Source organism: Gordonia tangerina, from assembly GCF_021556435.1.
GTDB lineage: Bacteria > Actinomycetota > Actinomycetes > Mycobacteriales > Mycobacteriaceae > Gordonia > Gordonia tangerina.
On sequence record NZ_JAKGCU010000002.1, the window covers coordinates 26538 to 40142 of the forward strand.

Annotated in this window: 11 protein-coding genes; 6 read left to right on the top strand and 5 right to left on the bottom strand. The window is 67.2% G+C overall.

Annotated features, from left to right (window positions below):
- Positions 1–139: 139 nt before the first annotated feature.
- From sufD to L1892_RS03350, 3 genes are read right to left on the bottom strand one after another with little or no spacing between them, the layout of a single operon-like run.
- Positions 140–1357 carry a Fe-S cluster assembly protein SufD gene (gene sufD / locus L1892_RS03340; RefSeq protein ID WP_235722044.1) on the bottom strand — a complete coding sequence of 406 codons (1218 nt, stop codon included), beginning with the start codon at positions 1355–1357 and terminating at the stop codon, positions 140–142.
- The gene (sufB, locus tag L1892_RS03345; RefSeq protein ID WP_235722045.1) at positions 1357–2820 is read right to left on the bottom strand and encodes a Fe-S cluster assembly protein SufB; all 1464 of its coding nucleotides are present in this window, start codon (positions 2818–2820) and stop codon (positions 1357–1359) included. The genes sufD and sufB overlap by 1 nt, the downstream gene beginning before the upstream one ends.
- Positions 2817–3629 carry a helix-turn-helix transcriptional regulator gene (locus L1892_RS03350; protein ID WP_235722358.1) on the bottom strand — a complete coding sequence of 271 codons (813 nt, stop codon included), beginning with the start codon at positions 3627–3629 and terminating at the stop codon, positions 2817–2819. The genes sufB and L1892_RS03350 overlap by 4 nt, the downstream gene beginning before the upstream one ends.
- Before the next feature lie 191 nt (positions 3630–3820).
- Here L1892_RS03350 and mptB point away from each other — a divergent pair, with 191 nt between their 5' ends.
- The 4 genes from mptB to L1892_RS03370 all read left to right on the top strand — a co-directional run bounded on the left by mptB (position 3821) and on the right by L1892_RS03370 (position 8585).
- Entirely contained in the window at positions 3821–5629 is a 1809-nt protein-coding gene (mptB, locus tag L1892_RS03355) for a polyprenol phosphomannose-dependent alpha 1,6 mannosyltransferase MptB (RefSeq protein WP_372474962.1), read from the top strand.
- A 144-nt stretch (positions 5630–5773) separates the two neighbouring features.
- Positions 5774–6718: an ABC transporter ATP-binding protein gene (locus L1892_RS03360; RefSeq protein ID WP_235722046.1), complete on the top strand. Its 945-nt coding sequence runs from the start codon at positions 5774–5776 to the stop codon at positions 6716–6718.
- Positions 6715–7509, top strand: coding sequence for an ABC transporter permease (locus tag L1892_RS03365; protein ID WP_235722047.1), 795 nt, complete (start codon positions 6715–6717; stop codon positions 7507–7509). Before L1892_RS03360 ends, L1892_RS03365 begins: the two co-directional genes overlap by 4 nt.
- On the top strand, positions 7506–8585 hold the full coding sequence (locus L1892_RS03370) for a COX15/CtaA family protein (RefSeq protein WP_235722048.1): 1080 nt from the start codon (positions 7506–7508) through the stop codon (positions 8583–8585). Before L1892_RS03365 ends, L1892_RS03370 begins: the two co-directional genes overlap by 4 nt.
- 40 nt (positions 8586–8625) lie before the next feature.
- Here the strand turns inward: L1892_RS03370 and L1892_RS03375 are convergent, their stop codons facing one another.
- On the bottom strand, positions 8626–9003 hold the full coding sequence (locus L1892_RS03375) for a hypothetical protein (protein ID WP_235722049.1): 378 nt from the start codon (positions 9001–9003) through the stop codon (positions 8626–8628).
- A gap of 110 nt (positions 9004–9113) precedes the next feature.
- On the opposite strand from L1892_RS03375, the gene L1892_RS03380 reads away from it, so the two are divergent.
- Positions 9114–10082 (top strand): quinone oxidoreductase family protein, encoded by a 969-nt coding sequence (locus tag L1892_RS03380; protein WP_235722360.1) that lies wholly within the window; start codon positions 9114–9116, stop codon positions 10080–10082.
- 58 nt (positions 10083–10140) lie between these two features.
- Here the strand turns inward: L1892_RS03380 and L1892_RS03385 are convergent, their stop codons facing one another.
- On the bottom strand, positions 10141–11121 hold the full coding sequence (locus L1892_RS03385; protein WP_372474963.1) for a heme o synthase: 981 nt from the start codon (positions 11119–11121) through the stop codon (positions 10141–10143).
- Between the two features lie 385 nt (positions 11122–11506).
- Between L1892_RS03385 and tkt the strand changes: the two genes are divergently transcribed.
- Entirely contained in the window at positions 11507–13603 is a 2097-nt protein-coding gene (gene tkt / locus L1892_RS03390; RefSeq protein WP_235722051.1) for a transketolase, read from the top strand.
- The last annotated feature ends 2 nt before the right edge of the window (positions 13604–13605 follow it).

Here is a 13605-nt window from a genome sequence, read left to right on the forward strand (position 1 = left end):
CCTCGGACTACTCGATCAGCGGGTGGTGTCTCGGGTGGTGCCTCGGACTACTCGATCAGCGGGTGGTGTCTCGGGTGGTGCCTCGGACTACTCGATCAGCGGGTGGCGTCTCGGGCTACTCGATCAGCGGAGGTACGGGTCAGGCGCCGGCGAGTTCGAGTTCTTCTTCGATCGCGGCTTCGAGCCGTTCGCGCAGGTCCGGGACGCCGATCTTGGCGATGACCTCGCGGAAGAAGCCCCGGATCACCAGGCGACGCGCCTGATCCTCGGGGATGCCGCGGGCCTGCAGATAGAACAGCTGTTCGTCGTCGAAACGTCCGGTGGCGCTGGCATGTCCGGCGCCGACGATCTCTCCGGTCTCGATCTCGAGGTTCGGCACCGAGTCGGCGCGGGCGTTATCTGTCAGCACCAGGTTGCGGTTGAGCTCGAAGGTGTCGGTGCCCTCGGCTTCCGCACGGATCAGGACGTCACCGATCCACACGGTGTGGGCTTCGCGGGTGCGATCGCCGGTCGTATCACCTTGCAGCGCACCCTTGTACACCACATTCGAGCGGCAGTGCGGCTGACTGTGGTCGACGAGTAGACGCTGCTCGAGGTGCTGGCCGGCGTCGGCGAAGTAGAGCCCCCACAGTTCGACGTCGCCACCTGGTGCGTCGTAGTGCACCACCGGCGAGAGCCGGACCAGGTTGCCACCGAGGCTGACGGCGAAATGACGAATCGTCGAGTCACGACCCGCACGCACATGGTGGGCGGCGACGTGCACGGCATCGTCGGCCCAGTCGTGCACGTTCACCACGGTCAACGATGCCTGGTCGCCAACGACGAACTCGACGTTCTCCGCGTAGGTGCCGCTGCCCTTCTGGTCGAGGACCACCACGGCGCGGGCGAACGGTTCGAGCCGGATCTGGATGTGACCGAAGGCCACCTCGTCGACGCCCGGCCCGGTCACGGTCAGCGTGATCGGGTCGGTGTGATCGACCTCTTTGCCGACGGTGACCACGGTGGCCTGAGTGAACGACGTGTACGCCTGCGCTGCGATGCGATCGAACGGGACGCCGCCGTCGCCGAGCCGCGCGTCGTCGCGCCCTACGGTCTGCACCGAGGCGCCGTCACCGGCGCCCTCGACCGTGACCTGCGCTTCGGCGGTGCGGGTGGCCTTGCCGTCGTGCAGTCCGCGCAGGCGGCGGAACGGCGTGAACCGCCAGACCTCTTCGCGCGGGCTCGGGATCTCGAAAGCGTCGACGTCGAACGAGGTGAACATCTCACCTTTGTTGACGGCCGTCGTGGTCAGTCCGGGGGTGCCGGCAGTGCTGTTGGTTGCCGGGCTGCCGGTCGTCGGAATAGTCGGATCGGCCATCAGCCGACGGCTCCTTCCATCTGCAGTTCGATGAGGCGGTTGAGTTCGAGGGCGTACTCCATCGGGAGTTCCTTGGCGATCGGCTCGACGAATCCGCGCACCACCATGGCCATCGCCTCGTCCTCGGTGAGGCCACGGCTCATGAGGTAGAAGAGCTGATCGTCGCTCACCTTGGAGACGGTGGCCTCGTGACCCATGGTCACGTCGTCCTCACGGATGTCGACGTACGGGTAGGTGTCGCTGCGGGAGATCGTGTCGACCAGCAGCGCATCGCATTTCACCGTGGACCGACTGCCGTGTGCACCGTTGTTGACCTTGATCAGGCCGCGGTACGAGGCTCGCCCGCCGCCGCGCGCAACGGACTTGGAAACGATGTTGCTCGACGTGTTCGGGGCCAGATGCACCATCTTGGAGCCGGTGTCCTGATGCTGCCCCTCACCGGCGAACGCGACCGAGAGGACCTCGCCCTTGGCGTGCTCACCGGTCAGCCACACGGCCGGGTACTTCATGGTGACCTTGGATCCGATGTTGCCGTCGATCCACTCCATGGTGGCGCCGGCCTCGGCCTTGGCACGCTTGGTGACCAGGTTGTAGACGTTGTTCGACCAGTTCTGGATGGTCGTGTAGCGGCAGCGTCCGCCCTTCTTCACAATGATTTCGACGACCGCCGAGTGCAGCGAGTCGGTCTTGTAGATCGGCGCGGTGCAACCCTCGACGTAGTGCACGTAGGCACCCTCGTCGACGATGATCAGCGTGCGCTCGAACTGCCCCATGTTCTCGGTGTTGATGCGGAAGTAGGCCTGCAGCGGGATGTCGACGTGCACGCCCGGCGGCACATAGATGAACGAACCACCCGACCACACCGCGGTGTTGAGCGCGGAGAACTTGTTGTCCCCGGCCGGGATGACCGAGCCGAAGTACTCCTGGAAGATCTCCGGGTGCTCACGCAGCCCGGTGTCGGTGTCCATGAAGATGACGCCCTGCTCCTCCAGGTCCTCGCGGATCTGGTGGTAGACCACCTCCGACTCGTACTGGGCTGCGACGCCGGCGACCAGACGCTGCTTCTCGGCCTCCGGGATGCCCAGCTTGTCGTAGGTGTTCTTGATGTCCTCGGGCAGGTCGTCCCAGCTCGCCGCCTGCTTCTCCGTGGAGCGGACGAAGTACTTGATGTTGTCGAAGTCGATCCCGCCGAGGTCGCCGCCCCAGTGCGGCATCGGCTTGCGATCGAAGATGCGCAGCGCCTTGAGTCGCTGCTCGAGCATCCACTCCGGCTCGTTCTTCTTGCCGGAGATGTCGGCGACGACGGCATCGGACAAACCGCGCTGCGCGCTGGCGCCGGCGACATCCGAGTCGGCCCAGCCGTAGCCGTAGTTGCCGAGCGACGCGATGGTCTCCTCTTGGGTCAGCGGAGCAGGCTTCGTCGGTGTTCCGGTATCGGTTGCGGTCGGGTCGGTCACTGTCATCGCGAGGCCTTTCGACTCGTCTTCTGTGTTCGAGCGGATGCGGGCTGTGCATCACTCGCTTGCGTCGTGGTGGTCCCGGACGGGACCTGGGCACTCTCCGGCGGAGGGTGCAGCGGCACGTGGGTGGTGCACGCGCAGTCGCCGTTGGCGATGGTCGCCAGACGTTGCACGTGCGTGCCGAGGAGTTCGGTGAACACCGCGGTCTCGGCTTCACACAGTTCGGGGAACTCGGTGGCGACATGTGCGACCGGGCAGTGATGCTGGCAGATCTGCATCCCGGTACCCACCTGACGCGTGTTGGCCGAGAACCCGGCGCTGGTGAGCGCGTCGGCGATCTCGTTGACCGTGTCCGCGACCGAACCGGATTCCTGCGCGGGCACGACGTCGGCCACGATCTCCTCCACACGATCGCGCGCGAACTCCTCGACCGCGGCCTCGCCGCCGACGGCACGCAGTCGGCGCATCGCCGCACCCGCGAGATCGTCGTAGGCGTGCCGCAACTTGCCCCGGCCGGTGGCCGTGAGCTGGAACCACTTGGCCGGTCTTCCCCGACCGCGGTGAGCTCGGCCGAAGCCCGACGACGAGGTCTCGACGTCACCGGCGTCGGTGAGCGCCTCCAGATGGCGGCGCACACCGGCAGCGCTTATCCCCAACCGATCGGCGATCTCCGAAGCGGTCAAGGGTCCGTCTTCGACCAGCAGTGACACCACCGCAGCACGGGTCTGGCCATCGGGATGACCGAGGCCGGCCGCTCCCCCGTCCACGGGGGCGGCATGCGCTGCTGATCGCAGCGTCGTATCGCTCCGCATGGTTTTCACAACACAAGTGTGACGTAATTGCTTCCCCGGTGCCAGCAAGGGTCGCCTTAGTGTGGTGAATCCGACCGGTTCGCGCCCCGTCTGTCTGTGGCGGATCCGCCGCGACCACCCGGGGCATTAGAGTCGTCGGCGTGCCAGACACCACAGTGACGGGTGGTCGGGCCCGTTCGCTGGGTCCGCGCCTGCGGGGGGCAGTGGACTACCTCGGCCTGCGCCGGTCCCGCCCCCGCCGAGACAACGGCGCCGCCGATGACGCCACCGAACGGCGCGGCGACTACGGCAGGACGGTCGCCCGGCTCCACGACGACGAGCGCGAAGTCGGCCCGCTCAACGAAGCGGAGAACCGTCGGCTGCTGCGCATCAAGCTGTTCGGCGCCACCGGGTCGGTTCTGCTGCTGATCGGTTCGCTCGGCACGGGCGCGATTCCCGTGCTGCAGAACCCGGTGGCCGGTATGCGGGTGCTCTCGCTGCCCTCCCGCATGTGGAGCACGGCGCTGACCTTGTCGATCGGCGGCACCATCATGCTCGTGGTGGCATGGCTGCTGATCGGCCGATTCGCCGTCGGACGGTTCGGTGTGGAGGTCCTGCACGGACGCAGCCCCGACCGTCGGATGACCCGCCGACAAGCCGACCGCACCCTGATGCTGTGGATCGCGCCGATCATCGTCGCACCGCCACTGCTGTCCAAGGACATCTACTCGTATCTGGCACAGAGCGCGATCGCGTTCCGAGGGATGGACCCCTACGTGATCAGCCCGGTGCGCGGCCTCGGGGTCGACCACGTACTGACGCGGTCGGTGCCCAACCTGTGGCGCGACACCCCGGCCCCCTATGGCCCCCTGTTCCTCTGGCTCGGCAAGGGGATCACCGCTGTGACCGGGGAGAACATCACGGCTGCGATCTTTTTGCATCGGCTGCTGGCGTTGGTGGGCATCGCGCTGATCGTGTGGGCACTGCCTCGGCTGGCCCGCCGCTGCGGGGTGTCCTCGGTGGCCGCGCTGTGGCTCGGTGCGATGAACCCGTTGCTGATCCTGCATCTCGTCGGCGGCATCCACAACGAAGCCCTGATGCTCGGCATGATGCTGGTGGGTCTCGAACTGTGCTTCCGCGCCATCTACGGCAGCGATCGATTACGCAGACCCGGGTCGATCTGGCCATCGTCGGCGGGTTGGATCCTGATCGCCGGCGCCGCGGTGATCTCTGCGTCGGCCATGGTGAAGGTGACGTCGATGCTGGCGCTCGGGTTCGTCGGCATCGCGCTCGCCCAACGCTGGGGCGCGTACCTGCCCGCGCTGCGTCACGCACCGGTGCGCCAGTGGTGGGATCGATCGCGTCGATCCATCGCCGCGCTCGCTGCCTCGGCGGCCACCCTGGCCGGTGTGCTGGTGACGGTGATGGTGGGCATCTGCGTCGGTACCGGCCTCGGGTTCGGCTGGACCAGCACCCTGTCCACCGGCGACGTGGTGCGTTCCTGGATGTCGATGCCGACCTTGCTGTCGGTCACCACCGGCCGGCTCGGCGTCGCATTGGGTCTCGGCGATCAGACGCAGGCGATCCTGGAGATCGGTCGACCGTTGGGCCAACTGATCGCCGCGGTGTTCATCGTCCGATGGATGCTCGCCTGCCTCGGCGGACGGCTGCATCCACTCGGCGCACTCGGTGTGTCAATGGCCACAGTGGTCGTCTTCTTCCCGTTCGTGCAGGCCTGGTATCTCCTGTGGGCGGTCATCCCACTGGCAGCGTGGGCGACCCGCCCGTGGTTCCGCATCTCCACCATCGCGGTATCGGCGATCATCGCCATCGTGGTGATGCCCACCAGCTCCAACACCAGCGGAGTGGTTCTGGCACAAGGACTTCTCGCCGGCGTGATCATGGTCGCGGTGATGACCGCCTTGTTCTTCGAGGATCTGCCGATCCAGCGCTGGTGGCGGACGCGGCGCGGCGCCCACCGCGACCGGGAGTCGGCACGAGACGATGCGCACACCGGCTGAACCGACGCGATTCCTCGGTTCGACGCAATTTTTGGCCGACGGCCCCCTCCGCATACTCTGGCGGGTGTGCACGGCACGACGATGCGGGAGCGGTACCACGGCGATGATCGGCGAGATGAGCAACGGTCGGCCGACGGTCGCCCGATGAACACCGATCGCGCCGCGAGGACCACACCGGCTCTGCACGTCACCGGCCTGGTCAAGAGATACGGCACGCACACCGCGGTCGACGGCCTCGACCTCCACCTCGCGCCCGGCTCGATCCTCGCGCTGCTCGGGCCGAACGGTGCCGGGAAAACCACCACCGTCGAGGTCTGCGAGGGCTTTCTGACCGCCGACGCCGGCTCCGTCCGAGTGCTGGGCCTCGACCCCATCGAGAACAACGATGAACTGCGGCGGCGCATCGGCGTCATGTTGCAGGGCGGTGGCGCGTACCCGGGCGCGCGGGCCGAGGAGATGCTCCGACTCTGCGCGTCCTACAGCGCCGACCCCGTCGATCCCGGCTGGTTGCTGGACGTGCTGGGTCTCGCCGATTGCGCGCGGACACCATTTCGTCGACTCTCCGGTGGCCAGCAACAACGGCTGTCACTGGCGTGCGCGATCGTCGGACGACCGGAGTTGGTCTTCCTGGACGAACCGACCGCGGGCCTCGACGCCCACGCCCGGATCCTGGTGTGGGAACTGATCGATCGCCTGCGCAGCGATGGGGTGGCGGTGCTGTTGACCACACATCTGATGGATGAGGCCGAGGAGCTCGCCGACGACGTGGTGATCATCGACCACGGTCGGGTGGTCGCCGCCGGGACACCTGCCGACCTCACCAGCCGCGGCGCCGAGAACGAATTGCGATTCTCCGCACCCCGCGGCCTCGACGTCTCACTTCTGCTGCTGGCATTGCCCGAGGGCTATCGCTGTACGGAGACGGCGCCGGGCAGCTATCTGGTCCGGGGGCCGGTGAGTCCGCAGGTCCTGGCGACCGTCACCGCGTGGTTCGCGAAGATCGATGTGCTCGCCACCGATCTGCGGGTGGAGACCCGCAGCCTGTCGGACGTGTTCCTCGACCTGACCGGGCGGGCGCTGCGCTCATGACCACCGCCGCCAATCGGTTCGCCCCCGGCACGTTCGCACCTCGCCCACGCGCGTCATCGCTGCCGACGATCCTCGTCGCGCAGTCGCGGATGGAACTGAAGCTGCTGCTGCGTAACGGCGAGCAATTGCTGCTCACCATGTTCATCCCGATCACGCTGCTGGTCGGTCTGTGCCTGCTGCCGTTGGACACTGACCTCGGCGCGTCGACGGCCGAACGGGCGACCACGTTCGTCCCGGCCATCATGACGGTCGCGGTGATGTCGACGGCCTTCACCGGCCAGGCGATCGCCCTGGGCTTCGACCGACGGTACGGCGCGCTCAAACGACTGGGCGCCACACCGATCCCCCGCTGGGGCATCATCGCGGGCAAGTCGATCGCGGTCGTGCTCGTGGTCGCCCTGCAGGCCGTCATCCTCGGGGCCATCGGTCTCGCGTTCGGCTGGCGACCATCGGCGCTCGGCATCGTCCTCGGAGCGCTTGTCATCGCGGTCGGGACCATCACCTTCTCGGCGCTCGGCCTGCTGCTGGGCGGCACACTGAAGGCCGAGGTCGTGCTGGCGCTGGGCAACCTGCTGTGGTTCGCGATGGTCGGTGTCGGCAGCTTGGTGGTGATGGGTGATCGGGTTCCCGACGCGATGCAGTGGATCGCCCGCGCCGTCCCATCCGGCGCATTGACCGAAGCCCTCGGCCAGGCGACCGCGGGTTCGATCGATTTCTTCGGCATAGGTGTATTGCTCGCATGGGCGGCGGTGGCCGCTGTGCTCGCGGTGAGGTGGTTCCGGTTCGAATGACAACGTCCAACACGCGGCCGGCCGGATCGGCCGCCGATCCTTCGACAACCGAGACATCGGCGACCGAGACGTCGGCATCGACATCCGACCGGCCCGGCAGGTTCACGCGGGTTCCGGGCTTCGGGCACCCGACCGCTCGTTTCGTGTGGCTGTGGAGCATCGCACTGCTGGTCGCAAACGTCGGGATCGTCGCGACCGGCGGCGCCGTCCGACTGACCGGTTCCGGACTCGGATGTCCCACCTGGCCGCGCTGTACCGACGATTCGTTCGTACCCCACGGCGCATTGGGCATGCACGGGGTGATCGAGTTCGGCAATCGCATGCTCACCTGGGTACTGGTGGTGATCGCGATCGCCACCTTCACCGCTGTGTACCGATACGCCCGCTCCGAGCGCCGCGACCGCTGGCTCGCCGCACTCCTCGCCCTCGGCATCCCTTTTCAGGGCGTCATCGGCGGAATCACCGTGCTGACCCAGCTGAACCCCTGGGTCGTCTCGCTGCACTTCGTGTTGTCGATGGTGCTGGTCTCCGGTGCGACGGTGCTGGTGTACCGGATGCGTCCGCGGACCGATGCAACACCGGTCGCCGACCTCGCGTCACGTCTGGGGCATCGGCTCGCGTGGCTGCAATGTCTCGTGGTGTGGGTGGTCATCTATCTCGGCACTGTGGTCACCGGTTCCGGTCCGCATGCAGGTGATGCCGACGCCCCCCGTAACGGGTTGGCACCCGACAACGCCACCCAGCTACACGCCGACGGCGTCTTCATACTCATCGGTCTTGCCGTGGCGCTCGCGGTGGTCACCCACCTGATGCGCCAACCCGAACGCCGAACGGCCGATGTGGTGCTCGGATTGATCACCCTGCAGGGTGTGCTGGGTGTCGTCCAGTACAACACCGGTCTGCCGATCGCCCTGGTGATCGCGCACATGACGGTGAGCGCGTTGCTGCTCATCGCCGCCACGTGGATGATCCTGCGGTTCGGCGACCGTCCACGGCCGGTGGACCGGGAATCGGTGCACGACGACGGGGAGGTGTCGGCCACCGCCGGCACCCTGCGGGCCGAGCGTCGCCGCTAGAGCGCTCGCAAGGCCCGCGCCGGAACGCAGACCGCGAATCTCACAGAATCGCCCGATTTCGCGGCCTCGGGAAGCGCTTCTGGTTGGCCACCCAACCCGCCATCTTCGTGTAGTGCGACGGTGAGACATTCGCCGCCGACGTGAGGTCACGGTCCCACTCTGCGGTCTCGAGACCGTCCACCGCCGCAACCACGGCGTGGGCCACGGCCATGTCGGGCACCACACGGTCGCCGAGGATGCCTCCGCTCTCACCGACCAGCGTGATGCGTACCCCGGCTGCTCCGATCGGCTGCAGAACCACCTTCGCCGAACCCCCCTCGCGTTCGACGAAGCCCTTGATGGACGCGACGACGTCGTTCGGCACCTCGACGGCGGGGGCGGAGGCGTCGACGGAATCGGTTGCGGGCTGATCGCTCATGGTGCTTGAGCATACCGGTGCCCACCCGCCGTGATGTCGACCCACCGGTGGCCGGCACGCTGCGCATGGCACGCGCGATCACCTCTCGGCCGATGGGGTACAACGGTGCCATGCGTGCAATCCAGGTGGTCCGCCACGGAGGCCCCGACGTCCTCGATTTCGGCACCGTCGATGACCCCATACCCGCACCGGGAGAGGTCATCGTGCGCACCGCCGCGGTCGGGGTCAACTTCATCGACACCTACCTGCGCCGCGGCCTCTACCCGTCGGTGCCGCCGTATGTGCCCGGCACCGAGGGCGCCGGCGAGGTGACCGCGGTCGGCGCCGACGTCGACGATGTGGCCGTCGGACAACGGGTGTGCTGGGTCGACGCGCCGGGCAGCTATGCCGAACTGGTCGCGGTGCCCGCCGCCCGCGCTGTGCCGATCCCGGACGGGGTCGCCGACGATGTCGCCGGATCGGCCATGCTCCGCGGACTCACCGCGCACTACCTACTCGACGGGAGTGCTCGACCGGCCACGGGTGAGACCGTGCTGATCCATGCCGGCGCCGGCGGAGTCGGTCTGATTCTGACGCAGATGGCCAAGCGTCGTGGCCTGCGGGTGATCACGACAGTGTCCTCGGACGACAAGGAGACCCTTTCCCGAGCGGCAGGCGCCGATCACGTGGTGCGATACGGCGACGCGCTGGCCGAGGAAGTCCGGTCACTCACCGACGGCCGCGGGGTGTCGGTGGCCTATGACGGTGTGGGGGCCGACACCTTCGAACAATCGCTGGCATCGACCGCGGTACGCGGCATCATCGTGCTCTTCGGCGCGGCGTCCGGACCGGTTCCGCCGTTTGATCTGCAGCGTCTGAATCCGGCCGGTTCGCTGTCGGTCACCCGGCCGACCCTGGGGCACTTCATAGCCGACACCGAAGAACTGCGTTGGCGCGCCGGCGAGTTCCTGGGTGCTGTCGCAGACGGTGACATCGACATCCGGGTGGGACAGCGCCATCGCCTCGCCGACGCCGCCGAGGCACACCGGGCGCTGGAGTCACGCCTGACCACGGGAACGACCGTGCTGATCCCGGGCTGACCCCGGTCTGGGCGCCACCGCCCGGCGACTGATGCCGACCGGCGAGGATGCGGAGGGGTCAGAAGTAGCTGGTGATCAGCGGCAGGTTCACCACCGCATCGATGGCGAGACCGCAGAACAGGATGGCGAGATACTCGTTGGATTGCAGGAAGATCTTCAAAGGCGCCACTTCGGCACCGGCCCGGGTCTCCCTGTACAGCTTGTGCACACGGCTGGCAAACCAGCCGCCGGAGAGCACCGCGACCGCAGCGTAGATCCAACTCGTGCCGGCGATCAGCGCAAGCGAACTGAGCACCGTCGCCCAGGTGTAGAGGACCATCTGGCGGGTGACGCGCTCCTCGGTGGCGATCACCGGCAGCATCGGCACGCCGGCCGCCCGGTAATCCTCCTTGTAGCGCATCGCCAGCGCCCAGGTGTGTGGCGGTGTCCAGAAGAAGATCACCAAGAACAGCACGATCGGCTGCCAGCCGATGGATCCGGTCACCGCTGCCCAGCCGACGAGGGTCGGCATACATCCGGCGGCCCCGCCCCACACCACGTTCTGCCAGGTGCGACGCTTGAGGATCATCGTGTAGACGCCTACGTAGAACGCGATGGTCGCGGTGACCAGCAGCGCACTGAGCAGATTCGCCGCCGACCACAGCACCGCAAACGACGCGATCCACAGCACGATGCCGAAGATCAGCGCGTTGCGCGTGGTCACGGCGTGACGCGCCAGCGGCCGGCGCGCGGTGCGCTTCATCTTCTGGTCGATGTCGGCGTCGGCCACCATGTTCAGGGTGTTGGCACTGCCCGCGCCGAGCCAGCCACCCAAGAGGGTGGCGGCGATCAACGCGATGTCGACGTGGCCACGGTCGGCCTGCAGCATCACCGGGATCGTGGCCACCAACAGAAGCTCGATGACCCGCGGTTTGGTGAGCGCGACGTAGGCGAGCACCGTCGCCTTCGACCGGGCCAAGAACGAGTCCCCCGCGGCGGCTGGTGCCGGCGCGACCGACCCATGGGACCCGCGGGATGCAGCGGACAGATCTCCGCTCACACGTTCCCCAATCCTCACGGCCTCTCCTCGTCTGCCCCGACGACGTCGGAGCACGGCGGATTCGGATACTTCGGCGCGGAACTCGACGAGGGGCTACTACAGAGCATGGTAGACGGTGGGTCGGGCGATCGAAGAATCGCCTCCCGGGTCCATTCGGGCAACTCGACGCGCAGTCGCACAGCGAGGGCGACTAGGCTTGACGACGTGGCTGCCGTACTCGCGGCCGGTGTGGTTGCACCCCGCCATCGTGGCGACGTCGCCGACAGGGCGATGGTCGTGCGAATCACACCGTCGAGCACCTTGTGGACTTGTACATACTGTTGATGGCAGGACCAGACAACCTGCGATCGGATCGCACCGACTAGGCACAGGAGACACCACGACCGTGGCGCTGACAGATGACATTCGCGCGTTGACCCAGCCGGCTTACCCCGACGATTGGACCGACGTGGACACCCGCGCGGTCGACACCGTGCGGGTACTGGCCGCCGACGCCGTCCAGAAATGCGGAAGTGGCCATCCCGGCACCGCGATGAGTCTCGCTCCCCTGGCCTACACGCTGTTCCAGCGTGTGATGCGCCACGACCCCGCCGACACCGAGTGGGTCGGGCGCGACCGCTTCGTGCTGTCCTGCGGCCATTCGAGCCTCACCCTTTACATCCAGCTGTATCTCGGCGGATTCGGCCTCGAATTGGCCGATCTCGAGGCGCTGCGCACCTTCAAATCCAAGACCCCGGGCCACCCGGAGTTCCGGCACACCCGTGGCGTCGAGATCACCACCGGACCGCTCGGACAGGGCTTGGCGTCGGCGGTGGGCATGGCGATGGCCGCTCGCCGCGAACGGGGTCTGTTCGATCCCGAGCCGGCGTGGGGTGAGAGCCCGTTCGATCACTACATCTACGTGGTGGCCTCCGACGGCGACATCGAAGAGGGCGTCACTTCCGAGGCGTCGTCGCTGGCGGGTACCCAACAACTGGGGAACCTGATCCTGTTCTACGACGACAACGAGATCTCGATCGAACACGGCACCAGCATCGCGCTCTCCGAGGACACCGCCAAGCGCTACGAGGCATACGGCTGGCACGTCCAGGTCGTCGAGGGCGGCGAGGACGTGGCCGCCATCGAGGCCGCGGTCGCCGAGGCCAAATCGGTCACCGACCGACCGTCGATCATCCTGCTGCGCACCATCATCGGCTACCCGGCACCCACCAAGATGAACACCGGTGGCGTGCACGGCTCGGCGTTGGGTGCCGAGGAGGTTGCGGCGACCAAGAAGATCCTCGGTTTCGACCCCGACAAGTCCTTCGAGGTGAGCGACGAGGTCATCTCGCACACCCGCGGTCTCGTCGACCGCGGTCGGGCGGCGCACCAGGAATGGGAGTCGTCGTTCAACGCGTGGGTCGAACGCGAACCGGCGCGCAAAGAGCTGTTCGATCGGGTCAGCCAGGACCGGCTACCCGCCGGCTGGTCCGACGTGCTGCCCAGCTGGGAACCCGGCGGCTCGGTCGCCACCCGATCCGCATCCGGTGACGTGCTCAACGCCGTGGCCCCCGTGCTGCCCGAACTCTGGGGCGGTTCGGCCGACCTCGCAGGCAGCAACAACACGACCATGAAGGGCGCGAAGTCCTTCGGACCGACCTCGATCTCCAACGCCGACTGGGATGCCGAGCCCTACGGGCGGACGCTGCACTTCGGCATCCGGGAGCACGCCATGGGTTCGATCCTGTCCGGCATCGTGCTGCATGGACCGACCCGCGCCTACGGTGGCACCTTCCTGCAGTTCAGTGACTACATGCGTCCGGCGGTCCGGTTGGCCTCGCTGATGGACATCGATCCGATCTATGTGTGGACCCACGATTCCATCGGGCTCGGCGAGGACGGACCCACCCACCAGCCGATCGAACACCTGTCGGCCCTGCGCGCCATCCCGAATCTCAGCGTGGTCCGTCCGGCCGATGCGAACGAGACCGCGTTCGCGTGGAAGACGGTGCTGGAGAAGTCCAGCAGCAGCGGACCGGTCGGTCTGTGCCTGACCCGCCAGAAGGTCGGGGTGTTGGAGAACACCTCGGCCCAGGGCGTAGAGAAGGGCGGCTACGTCCTCGTCGAGGCATCCACACCCGTCCCCGACGTGATCCTCATCGCCACCGGCTCGGAGGTCGAGATCGCCGTCGCCGCCGGCCAGAAGCTGGAGGCGCAGGGCATCGGCGCGCGGGTCGTATCCATGCCATGCGTCGAGTGGTTCGAAAGTCAGGACCAGAACTACCGCGATCAGGTACTGCCGCCGACGGTCAAGGCGCGCGTTTCGGTGGAGGCCGGTATCGCCATGTCGTGGCACAAGATCGTGGGCGGCTTCGGCGAATGCGTTTCACTCGAGCACTACGGGGAATCCGCCGACTACCAGACGCTGTACACCGAGTTCGGCATCACACCCGACGCCACCGTCGCCGCCGCACAACGCTCGATCGCCAACGTGAAGGGATAGCA